This window comes from Parathalassolituus penaei (assembly GCF_026626885.1).
Classification (GTDB): Bacteria; Pseudomonadota; Gammaproteobacteria; order Pseudomonadales; family Oceanobacteraceae; genus Oceanobacter; species Oceanobacter penaei.
Map to the genome: position 1 here is coordinate 35,959 of NZ_JAPNOA010000059.1, position 22,064 is coordinate 58,022.

General features: G+C 48.7%; 9 protein-coding genes. 1 reads left to right on the top strand and 8 read right to left on the bottom strand.

The features are described from left to right. Positions 1 to 298: 298 nt before the first annotated feature. Positions 299 to 5,722: a hypothetical protein gene (locus OUO13_RS18345; protein WP_283175361.1), complete on the top strand. Its 5,424-nt coding sequence runs from the start codon at positions 299 to 301 to the stop codon at positions 5,720 to 5,722. Here OUO13_RS18345 and brxL read toward each other — a convergent pair. The 8 genes from brxL to OUO13_RS18385 form a co-directional block, all read right to left on the bottom strand. Next, on the bottom strand, positions 5,711 to 7,816 hold the full coding sequence (gene brxL, locus OUO13_RS18350; protein WP_283175362.1) for a BREX system Lon protease-like protein BrxL: 2,106 nt from the start codon (positions 7,814 to 7,816) through the stop codon (positions 5,711 to 5,713). The genes OUO13_RS18345 and brxL overlap by 12 nt on opposite strands. 129 nt (positions 7,817 to 7,945) lie before the next feature. Continuing rightward, a complete protein-coding gene (gene pglZ, locus OUO13_RS18355) occupies positions 7,946 to 10,456 on the bottom strand; it encodes a BREX-1 system phosphatase PglZ type A (RefSeq protein WP_283175363.1) in 2,511 nt (836 codons plus the stop codon). Beyond that, a complete protein-coding gene (locus OUO13_RS18360; RefSeq protein WP_283175364.1) occupies positions 10,453 to 12,336 on the bottom strand; it encodes a DUF262 domain-containing protein in 1,884 nt (627 codons plus the stop codon). The genes pglZ and OUO13_RS18360 overlap by 4 nt, the downstream gene beginning before the upstream one ends. Before the next feature lie 333 nt (positions 12,337 to 12,669). After that, positions 12,670 to 16,215 carry a BREX-1 system adenine-specific DNA-methyltransferase PglX gene (gene pglX / locus OUO13_RS18365; RefSeq protein WP_283175365.1) on the bottom strand — a complete coding sequence of 1,182 codons (3,546 nt, stop codon included), beginning with the start codon at positions 16,213 to 16,215 and terminating at the stop codon, positions 12,670 to 12,672. 8 nt (positions 16,216 to 16,223) lie between these two features. Then, positions 16,224 to 16,721: a hypothetical protein gene (locus OUO13_RS18370; protein ID WP_283175366.1), complete on the bottom strand. Its 498-nt coding sequence runs from the start codon at positions 16,719 to 16,721 to the stop codon at positions 16,224 to 16,226. Continuing rightward, complete coding sequence (locus OUO13_RS18375; RefSeq protein WP_283175367.1) at positions 16,721 to 17,827, bottom strand: AAA family ATPase; 1,107 nt, start codon at positions 17,825 to 17,827, stop codon at positions 16,721 to 16,723. Before OUO13_RS18375 ends, OUO13_RS18370 begins: the two co-directional genes overlap by 1 nt. Then, positions 17,824 to 21,435 carry a BREX system P-loop protein BrxC gene (gene brxC, locus OUO13_RS18380; RefSeq protein ID WP_283175368.1) on the bottom strand — a complete coding sequence of 1,204 codons (3,612 nt, stop codon included), beginning with the start codon at positions 21,433 to 21,435 and terminating at the stop codon, positions 17,824 to 17,826. The genes OUO13_RS18375 and brxC overlap by 4 nt, the downstream gene beginning before the upstream one ends. A 15-nt stretch (positions 21,436 to 21,450) precedes the next feature. After that, complete coding sequence (locus tag OUO13_RS18385) at positions 21,451 to 22,062, bottom strand: DUF1788 domain-containing protein (protein WP_283175369.1); 612 nt, start codon at positions 22,060 to 22,062, stop codon at positions 21,451 to 21,453. Positions 22,063 to 22,064: the final 2 nt, after the last annotated feature.

Genomic DNA, 22,064 nt, shown 5'->3' on the forward strand with positions numbered 1-22,064 from the left:
ACTGACACGAATGTGTCTATGGGTGCACTACTAAGTCTCTGACAAACCGTAAATTATTTCTGGTAAAATAATTGGTTGCGGGGGCCGGATTCGAACCGACGACGGTTATGAGAATGAAGACAGAAGATCACAAAAAATAATCTTAAAATGCATAAATCACCTTAAATCACCAACTTAGAAGCAGTTTTAATCTCAAAATAAAAATCATCCAAGGTACATTAAGATCGATTAGTTCTTGCTCATGGCACGGTTTTAGGCACAGAATCGACCGAAAGGGAGTGACCTTAGGGGTGATTGGATGGTCCAACAAGGAAGTGCTAAAGCAGGTGATGCAAGGCATATAAAAAGGGCAAGCAGGCTGCCGATCAGCGTCTATCTGACTCCATTTTTTGATTGGTCAAAGGGCCATAATCTTGACCATATCTGGGAGGCTATTTACCTCGCCCTCGGCTTGAATCACACAAACCAAAGTCCAGCCAGCCCATCAACGCTCGCAACCGAATTCAATAAACCCGAATCCCTATCTGCTCTCCACAACTGGAGTAGCCATCCCACCGCAAGCCAGCTACTCAGATTTTCTGAAGCATTCAAAGCAGACCCAAGAATCTCTCGCAGCTTCACTCCAGTCGGGCATTCAGGCTCAGCCAGTAATACACGAAAGCAGTTCAACAATTTCACCGAGTCGACCTACCTGCTGACCATGCTGGTAAACCCTTTGTCAGCTGCGGACAATCCGGAAAAATTACAGCACCGACGAATGCTCAGACTCTGGCTGTGTGTCCAAAGTATCGAACGGGTCATTTACCATCGTTACCTCGGAGATCAAAGACTCAGTGCTGTCTGCCGTTTTCTGATTCTAGGCCCAGAAGATTTTGAACGCTGGAAGTTCGTCGATGCCTTCCTCGAACGAGCCGATCAATTCCTCAATGATCGTGAGCGCTCTTTCGAAAACCATTCTCTGGCGTTGAGCAAAACAGCAGAGATGCTCCTGCTGGGGTCAGGAAAGCAACTGGACCGCAGCTGTTCGGGGTTTCTGAACAACATAATTTCCATCGCAGCTGGCGAATGTCATCCCTATCCAGATACCCAATCGACTGGATTTACCATTCCCAGATTCAATGAGCTGAGCACTCCAGTGCCTGTTTCATTTTTGATTGGGGAGGATGAAGACGAGCTACAGTTTATTTCCACCCTGACTGCAGATCCGTTTGGTCACAGCCTGGGCACTGATGAACAGGATGACGAATCCGAAGCTCTGCAATTAACCTCCGTTGATCCAGGCCAAACCGAAGCGCAGCAACTGGTCGCTTCGCGCAGTATTCTGCTTCAATCTGCGGAGGCAACCCATCATCTGCCATGGTCCTGGGATCAGGTTTTGCCTGTTGAACTGGAACTGCTCAACAACTGGATTGAAACCAATTTACGTAGCACTGATCGCTTAAACGCACTGGGCTCAGCATTCTGCTGGCTGGCTATGAATACCGGTCGCTCTCTCGCGTTTGCCACCCGATTCCCAATTGATGATCGCAGTCAGGCTGAATGGACAGCAAATGAATCCCTGATCCAGATTTCAAAACTGGCAACGCGCCGTCAGAATGCCTGGAGGCCAAAAGCGGAGTCTTTGTCATCCGTTCACCCATTTGCTGATGAGCTTTCTTTCACCATCCCTGAGCGTGTTTCATATGCCCTGAAAACCGCTTCACAACTGCTGAGTTTTCAGCCGAAAAGTCTTCAAGACCTCTGGATTGCAGTTTCCCCAAACGAGCAGCTCGATGTCTGGCTGAACCAGAACCTGCCCGAGTCATTAAGCCGCCTTTCAAGCGGCAAGCTGTTTCATCATCTGTCCCAACAGGTTTTCAACCGAACCGGCGATCACAATCTGGCCCGAGGCATTGCAGCCCATCCAAACGCCGGACTTCCAGCTGCTTGTGGATATGGCAGTTGGGACATAAAGACCATTGAGACGGGGTTGGATGTAGAAGTCTCAGGAGCTGTTCGCGAATTACCAAAGACCACCTTGTTGATTGGCAGCCTGCTGAATCCACAGGAAGAACTGCTGAGGACCGAAATCGCCAAGGTGACCGCCAAGCTACAAGAGCCCGAATCATGCGCGATCACCCACCACAATAGCTTTACTCAGTACGTCGTAAATGCATTGTACGCAGCCACCGGAAGCCGTTTTCTGAAGGACCCTTTTGAACGCCTGACTCATTTCAATCTGAATCGTGGGTTTGTATTTCTGAACGACAAATCGGATGAGGGGCTCCATGATGGGCGAGTCGTACCGCTGACCCAAACCGTGACGTCCATGGTCTGTGAGTACCTTGAGCACCTGAAAGCGTTTTCTTCGCTCATCTCGAACACCAACCCCGAGCTATCACGCCACATTGATGTGCTAATCCAGTCGAAACCAGCCCAAATCCCTCTGTTTTTCCAGCTGGACAACTCTCTGAATTGGCACAGCATGTCTGAGACCAATCTCCCTGGATCAGCCCTGTTCGACTGGCCATTACCCAGAAACCTGTTCCGGCACAGATTCAGCCAGCAACTGCGAAGGCAAGGTGTGCATCCAGAGGTGATCGACGGATGGATGGGCCACGCCGAGAGACAAGCAGCCAGCTATGGCGACGACTCCCCGCGGTGCTGGCAAACCGATGCAGAGCAATATCGGCAGGAACTGGAGTCAGTATTTTTATCGTTGGGTTTCGAGTTGATTAAAAGCCAGATTTCATCTTTGGCTCAGCCTGAAATTCCATTATCTGCAGATTCACCTCCAAACCAGACCAGACTCTTTGGCGAACAACTTCGCCAGCAGCAACGCTCACGCGCTCTCAAAAAAGCCATTCGCTTTGCCCAGCAAGACATTGCTGATTTTCTGGGAAGCAGAAGTTTTTCCGATCTGGACGAGGCAAGCTTCAATCGATTGATTAACCGGATGCTGCTTCGAGACGGTGGCATCGGCCACCACTTTGCCGCAGTTCGATTCAACGTTTTGAAGAAGCAGTTATTGAGAGAAGCCCCCGAACAACAACACCGCATTCGAAAGCGCCCCGCTGCAGCGGAACACGAGCGTGTCGTACTTAACCAAAGCGTTGCTCCAGCCGCGTCCCTGATGCCCGAACTGAAGCAATGGGCTAAGCAAGTTTCCACCACCCGCAGCTGTGGCTCTAAAGTGGAGGCAGTCGTCATCGGTACACTGCTGCTGTGCATAGAAAAACGCATTAGCTACCAACGCATGCTGCTGGATGTACTGACAGGGCAGAACTTCCGTCTGATTCAACACAGGCGCCAGTCGTTCATTGAATACAGCGAAGAGCTGGAGACAGAGAACCCATACTGCCCAATTCAACGCCATGAAGTGAGCTATCAATCCGCCAGTTTGCTGGGTTATGCAATGGAAGCGAAAAAAGTGCTCGACCTGACTCAACTACCGCAAACTGCGGAATTGGAATCGCTTTGCAAGCTCATTCAGGTACCCACGGATATTGCTCCGGCAGATCTGCTAAGCAAGATTGCTCAGACCGTTGAGCAAGCAAACCTTATTGATCTACCGGGGATGGTTTCCGCTGCATTGGCAGGCAGAGTATTAAGCACCAGTCTACCGATTCAGGATCATCTGCGAATTCTGGAAAAGCGCCCTCGTTCCTATCCTTCGGAAGCAATGCGCGATGACTCACCAGACCAAATCCAACTGATCAAACTTCTCTCCGGTCGCCAGTCAGAAAATGACGACACCCAACTCAGAAAGAATACTCGAGAGTTCCGACGAGCCATTCTCTGGGAGCTGAACCACTACGAGCCATCACAAGCCAGAAACGTCGCCAAAACCGTGGAGGTTACATGCCAGGCATTCGAGGGCAAAGTGAGCAACACCATCCTGCTGGTTGGTCACTGGCTGGTTTCAGTCATTCGAAGAGGAAAAGGACGAGGCAAAAAATTCACGCCTTTGGCCGAATCGTCTGTACGCACGTATTTCAGCTCACTGATGACGCCGTTTGAACAGCTGGCATTTAGCACAGACCTCCTTTCACTGGATGAGGAAAGCATCACTGACCTCTACGGCCAGATGCTGCAGTTCCGTCTACTAAAAGCACAACAGGTTGGTTATTTCAGTGATCGTCTGGTGGCGTTTCATCGTTGGGCTAGCCACACCGGGATTTCCGAGCCGGACTGGTCTGAGTTGAATCTGGAGTCGGATCGACGGGTCGTGCGGCCAGGCATCCTCACAGAGCAGGACTACCTGAATGCTCTGAAGCGCATTCGCCAAAGCTACCCGGAACATGACCAGTACTTGATGCTGAGCTTTGTACTGATCATGACCTATCGGTTTGGCCTCAGGCTCAATGAGGCAACAGCCTTATTGGCCAAAGATCTATGTGAGTATCAGGGACAGAAATGGCTCCTAGTCCGCAACAACCGATTCAGAGCCCTGAAAAGCAAACACAGCCGCCGTGTTGTGCCCCTGCTATTCGATCTAACCATGGAAGAAAATGCCGTTATTGAACAGCTAAAAACTCGCCTTCAAACTCTCTCTGGCACAGACAAAAACCAGCCACTCCTCGCTGAAATTCATAATGGGAAGATCGTTCAATCGTCTCTGATCGATCTGATTTCTCCAGCACTAATTAGCGTTATTCGAGAGGTTACAGGCAACCCGAACCTGGTTCTGCACCACTGTCGCCATGCCTTTCATAATCGAACGGCAGCGGTTCTTTTAGGCATTCGTTCGCCACTCACAGAAAACCTTCTAGGCAGCACAGATCAGCCATTGATTAGAGAAGTTGTGCTCGGGCCGCAAAACGAAGTCTCCCGACGCTGCCCCATGGCGCTGGCAAGACTGCTGGGGCATCGTCATCCGAGCACAGGAATGAGTAGTTACAACCATCTTTTGCTGGAATGGGCTGATCAGCTAACACCTGTCAGCTCAGAGCGTACTCACAAAATCAGCAATGCATTCGATGCTCAAAACCTGGAGAAATACCAACCGCCCAAAGCCCCAAAACAGGCACAACTAGTATTCCTGAAACCCACCCTACTCAATCTAATGAAGACACTGAGATTGGTTTCACTAGGACGAACATTCGAGCAAGCAGGTGCAGCCAATCAGCTCGACCCGGAATTCACCCGCACTGTCGAAACCGTGTTCTACAACGCTAACCACAAAATGCGATTCAAACAGCGTGGCGTAGATAGCGGCATGATTCTGGGATCGGAACATCCCCATGCCCTGATTGAATACATCTCGGACGATGCATGGATTCGGATGATGGAAGCCGCTGCCAATTACGAGAGCAAGCTCGATACAACCTCTGATGCCAGCTTCCCGTCAATCGACGTCCTGCCGTCACTGGTTGGCAGAAAACGCCAATTGCTGATGGAAGCTCCAGAACACTGCCAGCTCGTAAAACGGGTGATAGATATTTTCGAAATCGACGAAAGCCACTATAAAATAGCCGCAGCCAACGACAATGAGAGAGCCACTCAGCTGCTTGTAGAACAAGGCTTCACAGTCACCAAACAAGCAGAAGCATCCGCATTAGATGGACCACTAACAATTGATCTGTTTGAGGAATATGACGGGATAGAGAAGATTGGATCTCGTACACAGTACGGCGTGCTGAACCTGATCAGGAATGATCACGGGGTGATCAGGAACAGCAATGAATTGGCGGTGGTATTTCTCAGTAGCGGAATAGTAAATACATCCAAGTTATTCCGCTAACTTTATATACGTCACCTCAAACGCCTTACAGGCTCGATGACTTTGCAAGCGATTGGCAAATGAAAAGGCATCATTCATTTCATACTGCTGGAAGATGTCGAGGCCTCGATCCAAAGAAATTTTCCAGCCGTTGTCCAATATAATGTGCCTCGCGTGAATAGATCCAGACCTTTCAAACTCCCATGAGAATGTGATACCGACCGTCGCAGCGGAGGTCTGGATTTTCTCGAAGTTTTCCTGCTGCTTATCCCCGTGAAACTCATCTTCAACAGTAATGAGATGAACGGATACTTCGTCCTCTATCGCTTTGTTTTTTACGATTGTTTCCAAAAGCTCCATAAGGTTTCGAATCTGAAAGAACAGGCGGATGTAAGGGTCTGTGATTGTGATGCTCTTTGAACCAGCAAGATAACGCCCAAACAGTGAATCGTAAGAAACACCCTTTTGGTTTTCCTGAATTTCCAGGTGCTGCTCCGTCAACGCCTCAGCCTCAACGACTGCAGAAATTCGGCTAGTTGCGTTGATAGAAGTTACAGAAACAGATGAGGCAACAGAGTTAGGTTCGCTCTCGGATGGATTCGATTCAGAGCTACTGACTGATTCAGGTAAGCTTTCTTCGGCAACACGCCGGTGGTAGTAGTCCGGATACTCCTTCTCCTCCAGAGTACGCACGACATAACGTTTCCCTTCCAGATCAACATAATAGAAATCGACGTTACCGTAGGTCGAATCGATCCGCATAAGTTGATCTTTAACCCGTTTACGGCCTTCGATGGAAAACCTCAGAATTTCCTCAATCTCGTTTTTAGGCGCGTCTCCGGAAGGAAACAGGATCTTCATCAATCCGGAAAACGTCTTGTGGATGCCATCACGATCCCGAGTAGAAATATCTTTTGAGACAGCAAAGTGGTCCTGATAGCGATTGGAATAATCGTGATTTCGGAGTGAGCGAAGAATCTCTGCCAGGTAATCCACTACAAAGCCATAGCCTGAGGAGAACATCTCCCCCCGGATGATATCCACCTCCCAACCAGGAATGTAGAAGTGCAGACGATCCAAAAATGCCGAGTCGTAAAACTTCGGAGGCAGCTCATCAAACAAATCGGAGTGTTTGAGCATGTACGGTACCGTGTGCTGAGTATTTCCCACAAAAACCATGGAAGCTTCGGCACCGAGCGTCTCTACACCACGAGAAAATGACTTGTTGGCCATGTAGTTTTTCATGATGTCGACCAACGCCTTGTCGGTCTTCTTTTGCTTTCCCGCAAACTCGTCGAAGGCAACGCAATCCCAGTAACCAACCAGACCTATCTTGCCTGAGTTGTTGCTGACAAATAGCTTTGGGACAGTAACCTCGCCACCAGAAATCAAAATTCCATGTGGTGAGAATTCAGAATAAACGTGGGATTTACCCGTTCCCTTGGGGCCGAGCTCTATGAGGTTATAGTTTCGCTCACAGAACGGAACAAGACGCAGAAGCTGCATCAGCTTGTTACGCTTCCCGAATTTTTCTGGATTAAAGCCAATACTCTGGATCAGTAGATCAATCCACTCATCCGTAGTGAACTGCTCTCTCGCAGACAAATAACTCTCAAAATCAAAGTGTGACAGCTGGATCGGTTTCAGAGAGGCCAGAATCCAGGGAACCGCGTTTTTGTCTTCGGTAAATTCGTATTCAACATCGGCTATGCACCAGACACCGCCAACCAACAGCTTCGGATGCGCTTTGACCGTGCCGGAGTCCACCAGCACCTTCTTGATCCCGAGATTGGCAAAGTCGGCTTCGTACGCATCTTTCTTGTCATTCAAATCGACACTGATTCGGTCAATAACCTTGAAGCGCCCTTTTTCCCGAATATTTGATCGAACCAGCCCCGCCTCATTTCTGTGGACGTAGTGCTTGCGCAAGATCTCTTTGACGGTCTCAATCCCTGTTTGAATACTCAGCTCGTCATTCGTCGCACAATACTGGCCTAACAGGTACTCAAGAACATAGGACGGTACGATCGCGTTGCCCTTAACCTCTTTAACAAGGTCTTTACGCACAACCAAGCCAGGAAACAACTCATTAATTTTGTCGTCCAACTTTGTCATCACGCGGCTCCGCTTCCGTAGGTGTTGACTCGAATCATCAAAAATCAGAACAGGCTAAAAGGCTCACCCTTTGTCCAGGTGCTTTAAAATACACAAAGAATCAGAGCTTGCCTTGCGAAATGCCCCTGCTTAAAAGTCAAAATCACTGGTAAATGAACGACGGACTGTGTACGCCGCAGTACGGTACCCTTCACGGTAGTGGGACGTACCTTCAAGCTTTTCATCCAATCGCAGGGTAACGACCTCGTTGTTGGCCTTGTCCGCTTCACGCCCCATCAAGAACCTGACTGTGAACTCTCGTTCCCGTGCATTTTCAGAGACAAAATCAAACAGCACTTCATGTTGATCAGAAATCAAGGTGCCACCTTTGGTATAGATACCAACACGGATGAGTCGAGGCTGCAGCTTCTCTGTAACGGCTTCCGTCTGATAAAGGCTGACAGCCAATTGCCCAGAAGTAATCAAATTGCTACCCGTGTTGATAATCTCGACCTCAACAGCAGCAGTATCACTCTTACGGCCTTTGTTGATTTTCAGAACCGGAACCACAACTTCCTGCAGCGTAGCGCCCCCATGAACGAACCGGCTTCCAGAGCCTTTCAGACGTAGTCGATTAATCGACTTGGGAATCTGCACTTCCATATATCCAGACAGACCCAGCTGCTCTGAAGAAAAGCTATGGCAGTTTTCTGAATCTCGCAGCCCCTGTCCAAGCACAAAGCGACGATCCCGATACAGCACACTCTGGCCACTCACTTCATCGTTAATAAAGTCGCTCTCATCCAGCTCACGGTTTTGATAAATAAAACCGTGATCCGCTGTCACCAGAATGTTGCTCACATTGGCAGCAGTTAGCTTTTTCACTAACTTCAACAAATCTTCCAGCGTACGTTCTGCAGCATCAAAGGCTTCGCCTTCTGAGTGCATTTTGTCGCCGGTGTGGTCTATTCGGTTGTGATACACATACAGCACATCATTCGCTTTAATAAGCTCCCGACTGGCATCACGATTGAGGGCGGAAAACTCCTCAGCCTTGATCGCCTGGCCTCGTCCGCTTAACGCAGCAGCCAGAATTTTGCTGCGATTCGCAGTCCCCTGACTACTCACCCCATCCACCAATACCGTACCGGTATCGTTGCTCGAGATTTCCAGAGAAGTGTGAGGCAACAGCGAGGCCATCCCCAACTGGGTATAACTCGGTAATGCCGACAACATCGGATTCAAATCACAGTCGAAGCGATCTTCTTTACGGATTGCGCGTTGCAGCTCATCACCAATTTCATAACGCATGGCATCCGAGATAACCACACAAACCTTGGTGCCTTTTTCAATAAACGGTTTTACCCAGTGACGATAGAACTGGCTTTGACGAATAACCGGCGATGCCTGCCAACGTTCAGTACTAGCCACCTGATGACTGAACAAATCGCCCAGTTTGAGCAGGTAACTGTTCGAATAGAGATTTTCGATCTGGGTATTCAGTTCACTCAGCAAGGTCGTCTGACCAGACTTGACCGAGTGATAAATAAATTTCCGATACAGCTGGTCCAGCTTGAACCAGGAGTTTTTATAACGTTCGACAGCATCGGCCAAACTGTCCATCTGAAGGCTCATCCCGGCAAGGGAATAGACAAACCTGGCAGCGTAGTCGATGGCTTCGTAACAATGTTCGAACGATCGATACCAATGGGTCTGGCGGCGCTGACGAACCCACACGGCAACATCACCCGTAGACACGGTTCTTTGAGTAACGGCATGAACCATATCGCTGATGATTTTCTGATCCACCACCCGGAAGAAATCCAGCTCTACCAAAGCTTTGAAATCTCTGGTCGACAAGTCACGCTCGATCGACAGAATATCCGCACACTCTGCGGATATCGCTTCAAATGATGTCTCGAACTGTCGGCTGTCTTTCCAACGCTTCAGGAACACCAGAGCATCATTGTTCAGCCGAACCTCTGCTCCTGTATTTAACAGCAGCATCGCATAACAGGACTTGAACAGCTCAATTACAAAGTCCTTAATGCCCGGCGTTGCTGAGTGATAGCCGTAATGTTGTTTAACCTGTTCCCACAAGAACTCAGCCAGCCCACAACGCTCGACCAGCTTGATCGCATCGTCAGACTTTTCGGAATATTCCTGTAACAGGTGCTCTAGAACAGAATCGATTCTCGCATCACCGCCCACACAGATTGCCAGCATACGGCGACGAACCATGTGCTCGGTATCATCACGCTGAATCTGTTTTTTCAGCAGCTCCAGGCGCTTGGCAGACTTATAGAACTCCACATGCTCCGCCACGATGCTTTGAAAACCGATGCCCAAATCCAGCTCAGACATCCAGATGCCAACCTGATCAGTACGAAACGTACCGTGCGCCAGCTGCACATCGAGCAACCAGTTCTGAATGTCGTCAGGCTGAGGAGCAGCCTTATACAGCAGGAATTTTTGCTCCGGCTGTTCTCGCAACATCCGGTATTTAAGACCGTACTCGTTGTTGGCAATTTCTACTTTTTCAACACCGTCCAGTTGCAAAGCGTCGAACTCCGCGCGTAACTCATCCTTGGCGTCATACCAGAAAACAATCCGGTGCTTGTCAAACTGTCTGATGAGTGCGCGTTGTATTTGGTCGTTCATACGGTGGAATCTTCCACAACCTCTTCGTCAAATTCTTCTTCGGCCGATTCCACTGGCATCACCTGAGACAGATACACACGTTCCCTCAGTCTGTCTTTCAATGCCTTACGGCGAATCTCGTAAAACTGCGGAAATGCCTCAAACGACATATCCACACCGGCGACCAACAGCGTTTCGGCCGACAAATGAATGTCTGGCCGGGCCAGCCAATCAGCCAACGGCTGATCATTTTTGCTGATGTTCTGGGAATGATTCAGCAGATGCAAATTGGCAACGCTATTCCAATGGCGATCAGACAGGTAAAAGCTCATTAACTGATCATCCTGCTTCAGACGATCGTCCTGCTTGAGCTTTTTCTTGTCGAATGCGCTCTTCGGATGCAGGTGGTCAATATGGAAAACCTCGGTTGGATTCATCTCAGGGAACAGCAAATGCAAGAGTGCCCGGCAACGAACATCGCCGTACTGGATATTCATCATGCTATCCAGATACTCCTCATCAAAACGCAGGTCCTTGTTGGTACCTCGGAAACGATCAACGATAGCCTCCAGAGGAAATGCGTCTCCCCCCAGGTTTTTCTCTAGCACTGTACGCATAGCACTCAGGATAGTATCTGCTTGCCCACCAAACACCCCTTTCAACAGCACCATATACAACCACTGGCTGATTTTGGCTCGTTGACCCGAGTGCTTCGCCAGATTGTTGATGGATTTGTACAACGGAGCCTCAGATACCTGCTTGTTGTACAGGTAGAAACAAATCGGAATCACAGCATTTTTGGAAGTCAGCGACTGCGAATTAATGCCCAAACGCCGCACCAGCTTTAAAGACTCAACAATACAAGCCTTGATAGCATCCCATTGCTGCTGGATTTCAGCCACTTGCTCGGAATGGAAATTTTTAACCTTGAAGCGCACATCCGAACCAGTCAGCATCAGGCAAACTTTCAGAATCCAGTCGCGCTCCATGTAGAAGCCCATCTCATTATCCTGATGAATCTGTTTGGTCAGCTCATCCAGTTCCTCTCGGAAATCACCATCCCAATGAGCAATCGCGATCGACATCAACAAGTCCGAGAAGTCCAGTTTGGTACCACCACTATTGGTGCGAATAAACACATCCAGCACGTGATCAATTTCCTGCTCAGTTTCATTGAAATAATGAATCAGATCCTGAGTCCGGATCACCTCATACAGCTTGAGCAGGGTTTCACAAGCGAAAACATTACCGATCAAACCATGTTCCATCAGGTAAGGCTGAACTACCTGCAACAACACCTCTGTGCTGCTGCTCTTGGCCGGAAACTTCAGTACCTCATGCAAACAAAACCAATGACGTTTTGAATCCTGGCTCGCTATCGACTTGTTGTACTGCTCATCCGTCAAAAACCGGAAGTCATACTTCATCAGTGACTCATCACCTTCCGGGTCGATCGCCTGACTCAAATCCAGATACAACTTGCGGGGAGGCAAGACGTTTTTGTCTTGTGACGACGGCCAATGCTTGCGTGGCTGCTTATAGGCATAAGTACCGCACAGGCCGATGTATAAGGACGTTAATCGCTGCTGACCATCGATAATAGCTTTAAAGTTCTTGAAGCTGGCGCTGGTTTTAACAACCGGGTTTTCTTCATTAAAACGCTGACAGTAGGAATTCAAGAAGGCATAGAACTTGTAGTCGTTCTTCAGGTTATCCTCCTTCACTTCCCACATCATGAAGCTATTGATCGGGTAACCACGCATGATGGAGTCAAACAGCACACAAATCTGGTGGCTGCTCCAGACAAACTTGCGCTGAATCGCAGGCAACAGATAGTCACGATCGTTAATAGCCGCGATCGCATCCTTGATGGTAATAGCTTTTTCATATTTGCCTGCCATGGCAGCACTCCTTTTAAAAGTCAGATGTGGATAGCACACTCTTTAAATTCGATGGCAACTCCGCTATCAGCAAGCCACCTATGGAAGGCCATGCTTATCGCCCAATCAGATAAAGCAAGAATCGTAAGTTGCCAACATGCAGAGCAATCCAGAAGTCTGTCATCAACGCCCGGATCAGGAATAGCAAGCATCACAGCCACTGGTACAAACGAGTTGTCGTCGAAGGCTCGGGAAGGCGAAAGCCAGACCCGCAGCCCTCCTGTTTAGCTGATTCCGCCATGTTGTGATCGGCGGCTTGTGCATCATGGACATTCAACAGGCCGCCACACTGAATCAGTCTGCCGTCGAATCAAGCCCTACAATTTTTTTCAATGCCGCACCAAACTTCGGATAGTTCTGCTTCACGCCGTCGTCCAGATCGATCTCGATTTTCTCGCCAGCCAGCGGGTACAACACGTCGTGTTCATACTCATCCAGCTCGTCGAGGATCTTTTTGATCTGGGTGATGCGCTTCAGCGCCTTGGCTTTATTGGCCTTGGTTTCCGAAGTACTGATGCTGACTGCATCCTGGCGGTTTTTCTCGTTAACCAGCTTATCGCGGAACGGGCGCAGGTAGTTGTTCAGCACCACACTGACGGTATCTTGGCGGTAGCGGTGCATATAAATCAGCGCGTTAAACGAGCCTTTCGGCGATGAAAACAGCCAGTAAATCGGGCGTTTTTTATAGCGTTTCACATGGTCGTTGTAGAAATCCTTGAGGAAGTACTTGCGTACATCCATCCCCAGCGCCGCTTCCACAAACGCCAGATTGGTTTCGAACTGAGCTTCTCCAAAAGTGACTTTCAGGAAAGAGCGGAAACGCGCAACGATGTCGTCGTTAAAATAGCCATCATCCAGAATCGGAATCACATTATCGTCATCCGCTGGGAAGCTCGGGTTCGGCACCTGCTTCAGGTAGTCATCAAGTGTCTCGCCCTGATTGGCCAAAATCAGCCCTGGCTTGTTCAGGCTGTAACGACCCAACATACAACCCACCGCATACGAGATCAGCTCCTTCACGGAATCCGCCAGCAAGACCGCTTCCAACTCGTCATCGGTCTTGTCACCGCCGTAGCGGTAATGCGGGTTACAGGTCAGGGTGATTTCCTTTAACGGCACCTCTGGCGTCAGCTCATCCTGCAGGCCATAGGCTTCGATAAAGATACGATTGTTCTCTTCTTCCAGACGTTGCATTTCCAGCGTTTGAGTTCGCCAGTGTTCACGCAGCTGCTGATAGGTGGCTTCCAGAGTGGGCTGACGGTAGTCGGATTGCAGTAATGGCAGGGAGGTAAAATCCCAGGAGGTTTCGTAGGCGTTCCAGTCTTGCATGGAAAAACTTATAGCAGACGCCCCATACGACTCAGGGATTCTATTAAGAAGTTCCTTAGATACGGGTAAAGAAGATATATTTCCTACTTGAAAATTTAGTGTTGGATTTAATAATTCCAAGAATTTCCAGGCCACTTTACTCGCAAGGAATGCTGTCAGCTTTACTGTTAATTCCTCTGGAGGAAAAGCCGTAGAACCAGCAACGTCAAAGACAGATCCAGAAGGAGCAAACCGAGCACCAAAATTAGAAGAACTGATAAATGTCCAAGTAACCCCCTGTTTAAAATAAAACCCTGTATTTTGTGCTCTAGATTTTACTTTACCCGTTTCATCTGAAAAGTTTCGTATCTCGAATCCGTCATTCTCCCACAATACTACATATTCAAAATTACCATTCCACTTTCTAAAATCACCACCCTTATTGTACGGATACCACTTACAAGAATCGTCCATAGTTTCCGAAGAAGATTTAATACCAACTCCAAAACTTTTAAATGAAACCTCACCCCAAAGACGTATAAATCGATCATTATCAGCAGTTGCAAGTCCCTGTTTAACCGGCACCCACTCGCCTAAAGATGTATTTTTTAAAAATGCTTCACGCATGGACTTTGTAGCCCAATAAGCAATTGGCGAGCCTGGAATATTTCTCAACTCAGATGCCGACACAGTATATCGCCAAGAAACATCTATATTTCTAATCGCTTCCAGTGCTTTTACTGATTGCTGATTTGATCCATAAAAATCATTCAAATCAATAAAAACACCGGGAAAATCCTCATCTCTTTTAACAAAAATGGTAAAAGCACAAAGAGGAACATATGCCGAATCAAAAAAGGCGTGATATTCTGGACGAATCAAACTGGTAAGAGTGTATTCAGAAAGTAAAAAATCACGCATTTCAGAGTAAGAATACAAAAACATCCATGTAAATGGACACATAAAACCAGCAAACCCCCCCGAGCATATAGACTTCAATATTCTTTCTACAAACATAGAATACAAATCAGTCTTTGTGGCTGGATAATACTCCTTTGCCCACCCCCCTAATAGGCTATTCATTCCTCGATGCCCCATATATGGCGGATTCGCCACCACCACATGGTATTTGGAGCTTAGGTAATCCGCTTGTTTCAGCGCCTGCAAAGCACGATTATGGGTATCGGCCAGGAATAATTGCCCGGCTACATCTTTGGCTTCGAAAGTGCGCAGTACTTCGCTGACATCGTTCAGGTGTGGGCGAATCAGCGAGCCAAAGTTATCGGCTTCTTCAAACTGTTTCAGGGTGATGCGCAAGTCAGCGGTAAATAGATCACGGCCGACAAAGTCGGTGTACTCATCCAGTTCGTCGTCGCTGAAATGGATATTTTCCAGTACGCAGATATTGGGCTTGATGCCCTTGTTAAAGAAGCGCCGCTGTTTACTCCCTTTAAAAGACTGCGCGGCCTTCATGGTTAAGGCAAAAGCCGCCAGCTCCCCTGCTCGTTCGTCAATTTCGATGCCGTACAGGTTATGGGTGAGGATTTGTTCCGGAATCTCGCTGCTGTCGTAACCGGCTTCTTCATAGATGGCGTACAACAAATCAAAGGCGTAGGTCAGCATATGGCCAGAGCCACAGGCCGGGTCGCAGATTTTGATTTCTTCCGGGCTGCTGATCTTAAGATAGTCGGTTTCCAACTCGACCGGCGCGATGTAGTAATCCATCTGTTCGGCCAGCTTGGAACCTGGGTTGTTCAGCAGCCAGAGTCGACCCAGGGAGTTTTCCACCAGGTAACGCACAATCCAGTGCGGGGTAAACAACTGGGTCGCCGCCGGGATATTGTCCGGTGAGATTTTTGTGTTTTTCTTCAGGTCCGCAAAGACCTGATCTTTCTTTTCAGAGATATAGAACTGGTACAGCCAGCCAATCACTTCGACGCTTTCACAGGCGTCTGGTGTCATGGCTTCGCGAATGTAAGCAAGAATGGAATTACCTGATAGCAGGTCATCCGGCATCAGCAGTTCGGTGTAGTCTTCGATGCGTTCAAACAGAAACGGCATGGCCGTGTGCAAGCTGTTACAGGCCGCCACCACTAACAGTCGATAGGCTTCCCCCTGGCCATCCGGGCTTGGGATGCTGCCATTCAGCAAACCGTGAATTTTCTTCGCGGTGGCGTCCGACACCATGCCGTCATCAATCACACCACTTTTGGCTTCTGCCAATAGCTCTGGCTGGAACTGGCTTGTGTCAGCCGGTGATACCACATTGATGCGGTTGTAGCGGTTAACGTCCATAAAACGCAGCGCACAGAAGCGGTTAAACCAGGTGTACGCCACCCGATCGATCACTTGCGGCTTGCCGCTGTCGGCAATGGCTTTTTCCAACGCAGCGACCGAAGTCGGTGATTCACGACGTGCCGGGCTGTCTTTTGCCAACACCAGTGTCAGCTTGGCTGCCACTTGTTCCAGCAGGGTACGGCGGGCGTATTGGGCAAATTTCTTCAGTTTGGACGTTTCGAGTTTATCGCTCATGAATTTTCTTACTCACTGTCACTGATTCGGCGTACGGAATCAGCGCCAAAAATTTTTTTGTAGGTTGCCAGATTTACAATCAGGCACTTTTCCGCAAATGGCATCGTCCATTCTGAATGCTTCATTGGTAACGCCTTGTGTAAACGTTCTTGCTGAACCAATAACATTGCCGGGTCGAGTGTAGCCATGGAAAGCAGTACGACGTAATCAACGGGCTTGCCTAACTTGCGACTGAGTGCGCGGAACCACAGACTATCCCGATACTTACTGGCTAAATCGGGGATCAAGTTGCCACTCAGCAATTTCTGCTTGAACTTATCCGGGCTCGCCGCGCCAGGAACGTCCGGATCTTTGATTTCCAGAAATACCCACCGATCCTCGAACTCAGCAATCAAGTCCACACGCTTCATCGCATGATTGCCATGAAACGTATCGTCGTCGTAGCAAAAGGCGCTGATAGCATTACTAAAATCGAATTCCAGATCTCCTTCCCTGAGAATGGTCATCAACTGCCTCCAAGGGATCGCTGGATTTCTGCGTCGTACAACTCACTGAAGGTGTTGGAAATCGCATTGGTTGAGAGGTATTTGTAATCGTCGGCCACTTCGATCGAGATCTTGCCATCCTCATCACGGGAAAGACCGTGATAACGAATATGATCGCCCTTGCCGGAATCAATCAGCAGATCAAACCACTTCAGTAGCACATAGTCGTGAGTCGCCACCACGATTTGCTGGCCGTTACGGGCAAACTGTAACAAGGTCTCGACCACCAGCTTCATCAGTTTGGGGTTCAGGTTGGCTTCGGGTTCGTCCCACAGCAATACACCACCGGAGCCAGGAACCAACTCATGATTAGCCAACAGGAGCTGCAAGTTTCCTAACTTACGAAGACCTTCTGCCGTCATATCCATGGAATCAGAACGGCGCTTTCGAAACGTCATTTGATCAAAATTGGGGCTGGATTCGTCTTTGACTCTTTCATACTCGCCGGAATTAAAGCGAATAATCAGGTTTTCTCCGGGAAACATAACTTCAAACTTGCCTCCGAGGACTTCGACCAGTTTGAGGTACACATCAGCAAAGCGTGGGTCGTCATCTATTTTCTCACCCGGCTTGCTCGCTGCCTTCACCAGTAGCTTGCTGATCAGATCCAGATAGGTTTGGTCAAACAAACCATGATTTTGAACATCGGTTAGCTTGCTGGCAGACATTCCTTTCAGAAAAGAAAGAACTTCCTTGGCAGGCAAGAAAGTTGGCTTGGCAGCAGGCGGATTGCTCATAAAGCGATCTTGAACCAGTTGCCTAGAGTTAGCAGAGAAGGAAATGTCCATTGCCTGCCCAGTAGCCAACTCACAATGAACTTCAGCCTTGGCTTTCCCGTCGTTACCGACAAGCTCTTTAAGGGACAGCGGGGACGGCCTGAACGTATGCAGAAGATCTTCTGCACCAGGAGTTTGGGATGCCAGAGCTTTATTGCAAAAGTACAGCGCCTTTAGCAACTGGGTTTTACCGGTACCGTTTTCACCAATAATCACATTGATTTTCGGCGAGAGCTTCAGCTCCAAATCATCAAACGCGGTGAAGTTTTTAAGGTGAAGTTTTTCAATCATACACGCACCTTCTTGCCGGATTTAAGGGTGCTGTTCAGTGCTTCTCGCAGCGTTTCCAAATAACTTTCGACATCCTGTTCATTCTCGATCAAGGCTTTGGCGTAGCCGTGCTCCAGCGTTCGTATAGCGACAAACGATACTGTTGGTTGAGGTGTCACTTCATCTTCTTTGTCAGGAGTAACCGAACCGGTGAAGTTCTCTGAAATACCTGCTTTTTCAGTGGTAACGCTCAGGGCAGCTGTTTGGCTGGTCGCTGCTTTTTTTTGCTGATTCAGTGCTTCCGCCATCTGATTGATTCGACTGAGCAGACGTTCGTAACCGTCGTCTTCGAAGCGACGCAAACGGTCATTGATCACAGCAATCAGCTGTTGCTGCTGAATATCATTTTTCAGTTTGCCGAACGGTTCCAGTAACTCTTGCTGGCGTACATCAGGTAACGACAAGAAGCTTTCCATCGTCTCAAGGCGGGACTGCATGGTGTCTAAGGTTTGGCAGGCACTGGCACGCGCAGCAGAGATTTGCGCATCGACCAATACATGCACCTGATCAATCCGCTGCTTGATTTGCTGTATACGATTGCCTTTGAAGCATTTGGCGTCATCCAGAGCATGACGAATCTGGCGTATGTCTTCCGCTGCTTCATCAACGTAGCTGAAGTTTTCTTTATGAGTGCTCAGCAGTTTACGAGCATCGTCGTAGATTCCTCTTTGGGCTCCATTCATAAATTGCAGAATGGGGTCGATGAGGTCTTCTTTCAGATCGAGAAGTTTGTCTTCTTCACGTTTGAGGTCAATCAGGAACCAGCTATAGGGCTTTTTACTGATATTACCTAGCAGATCGATCACCGGGTTAAGCGCTTGCAGGAACGGATACTGGTTTGCAAGCGCTACCAGTGGCTTCAGTTGATCGTTTACCTGATCGATAAACCGCTGCGCGATTTCGGTACCCAGGGCTTTTGGCTCGCTGCTGGCCGCAGGCTGGTTGAAGTAATCGCTGTAAAAATCCTTCAGGCCTCGCACTTGAGCAGGAGTAAATTCCTGCTGAGGCTCCAGTAGCGTGTTGCCGTGACTTTGGGTATTACGCAGTACTCGTTCGAGATCATGGTCTTCTACAGTATTGCTATTTACCTTGGCCTCGACCTTGTTTCTCACCAGCAAATTAGCCAATACGCAAAGGATCGCCGGGTAGTTCCAGCCGTAGGGCTTGCGCTCGAAACGCTCAACCAACGACTTCAGGCTGGTACGAATACCCGTTCGGCTGTTACTGCTAATGAACGACAACACCTCGGTTTCGGACTCTGCCATTTGGGTGGCATCACCGCCCAGCAGTGTTCCGCCCTGGTTACTGAGGATGTCTTTGATCATATCCTCGGCAAACACCACACCTCGTAGCATCTTCAGGTTTGGATAGGCGCGAGTGACCAATTCCTGGAAGCCTTGAACAATACGGCTTTGAGCATCAGTACTACTGATTTCCAGTTCACAGCCTGCAACCAGTATTTTTGCTTTACCGATCAGCTTGTTCAGGCTTTCTTCCAGCGTTTTGTAGCGTTCCTGATTTTGGTGACCTTTGTCTTGCAAGATGCGTTTGATTGATTCTTGCTGAGTCGAAGAGAAATTTAATTTGACGTACTTTTCAGTCTGTTTGTAGGTCGTCAGGTCGCGAATCAAACGGTCGTCAGATGGCAAACAAACAAACAACTGGTCAATGTTGTAGGTAGAGCTGGTAATCAGCATTTGCTGGTTATCTGAGTGCTCGTGGAATGGGCTGATGATATTTATCGCCAGCTCTTGCTCCCGACCAAACAGCTTGTCATCCAGCTTCTGCGAGTAGTTGTAATCGACTCCAGCTCCGGTACCGCCACTGACCCGGATCTTTCGTTGTTTGATAACCCGGTTAAACACCAGGTCGTGCAGCAAGGCTGCAACTTCGGTGCTTTCAACTTCGGTGCTTTTGATTTCCTCTTCGACGTCTTTCTCATCATCAGTCAGGAATTCATACAAATCGCCATTACGTTGAATGTAGGTCTGTTGCTCCAACAGATTCAAAGCGTGCTCAATCTGTTCTCGCAATTCAGATAACGGCTGCTGAAAACTTCCCAGCATCAAGACACAAAGATTCCGGACGGTTGCCTTAAATTCACGGACGTACTTAACCAGGAATAGCGCCTTGAGCACTTTGACTGCAAATGGGTCCTGCAAGTGCTGCTCAGCCTGAATGATCGCTCGCTGGATCTGGGATTTCAGGGAGGTGCGAATCCCTTCAAACATCAAGTCAAAAGACGCCAGATCTCCCAGTTTGTGGTCGCTGATCTGCACCGCTACTTGCTGGAACACACCCAGCATCGAACGCTCACCCACCGAGCTGTGTCGACCTTCAAAAGCGTTGTGCAGCGACAGGTTATTGATCGCCGATTGGAACAAAGCAAACTGGTACGGAATAAACGGATAGGTCTGAACAAAATGATCGCAGTCGCGGAAGTTTCGATAGCTGACCGAGTTATCTCCAAAATCAAACAGCGTCTTGAAGTTGTTGTGCTCTGCATCGTAAAGCACATTCAGCTGACTGGCTGCGCTATCAGTCTTGGTCAGCAAGCGACGCTGAATCACTTCGGCAACATCGGCGCTGGTAAGCTTCATTTTGGTTTTGAAGCGTGCCTGAATTTTTGAAAAGTCGTGGGATTGCTGTTTGTTCATTTCACCAATCACTGACTTCATTTCTTCCTGCGCAGTGACCAGCACCCAGGCCTGACCATTACATTTGGTCGCCAGGGTTTCTGCCACCGTTTGCAGGTTGGTCATCAGCTTGGTGTTGTCGGCAATGTACTGCCCCACTTCGTCGACAAAGAAATTCAGGCGGAAGCCTTTCGGCTGACGCTCAATATAGTCGGCGACTTGCTGACCAAAATCGTCAATCGAAAGTTTGTAGTGCTCTTTGTAGCCCTTGATGATGTCCTTGGCGTCTGCTTCATCACCGCCACTCACTGCCGCATAGGCTTTGGCAATGTTTCTGTTTTCCAGCAGTGCTTGCTCACGCCCTTTTTCCCAAGGTTTACCAGAAATTTGTTGGTAGGCATCACGGAATGGCTGGAGCAGATCACGGCTGTCGAGGTCTCGCTCAAACTGGGCGATATGGCCGTGTTTGCCATAGTAACCACACATCTCATCGAAGACTTTTACAAACACTGCAACCAGAGCATCTATCTGGTCCTTGCTGATGATGTCGGCCTTCTGATCTATGTTAAACAGAATGCTTTTGGCCGGTATCGCAGTGGCTTTTTCGATCAGTCCCTTGAGTATTGGATTGTCTTTGCACTTCGGCAGAAACTCCTGCAGAGCAGTCGTACCACCAACTTCATGGTTTTCCAGCAACAGTGCCAACATTTTCAACAGGTGGGACTTACCGGAACCAAAGAAGCCGGAAACCCACACACCATTAGCACCAGCGTAACCTGTGTAAGCTTCCAGGAATTCTTCCATGCGCTTTTCGATTTCGTTGGTCAGTACGTATTCTTCCAACTCCAGGCGAAGGCTGGCGTTATCATCGGCTTTGATAACGCCTTCTATAGGACGATCAACTTCCTTAAGAAACAGGGACTTCAAGCTCATTACGTATCCTTCGTTTTATGCTTCGCAGTGGTAAATATTAAAGGCGCGGTAGTATTTGTCGTCTCGCAGCAGCCCAAACAGGTCGAGCGATGCACCGGATTCCAGAGAATGTGTGTACTCCCCCGGAAAGAACATCAAGGTCGGTCGGTCTTTGGCGACTTTCTGCAGGTTGTTCAAAACATTGTGCGAACGAATGTAAGGGAAAACCTCTCCCACCCCCGACAGCACCATAATCTGGTGTTCTGTTGCGGCAATTTTTTGTGCCATCAAAGGGACGAGGTTGGACTCGGGGTCCAGAACACCTTGCAGCAATTCAATAAAGTCTTCTTTGCTCTCTTCAGGTTCAACTTCCAGAACCCTCTCCCAGATACCTTCTGCCTTGAATATTTCAATACAAAGGTCATAAAGATTCAGATGCAGCACGGATATACCGCGCTCAGCCAAGCGAGCAATCAGCTGCTTCTGTAGCTTGCTGATAGCTACTGCTTCAGAAGCAGCGTAAGAGCAGATGAAAAATGGCACTTCATTACCAAGGCCCTGCATTTTCAGAAAGCGTTCACCGGAAGTCACCGACAACAGGTGCTCAAAGCGCTCACTCATCGGTGCATTGGTTAGATCGGTAGTCATTT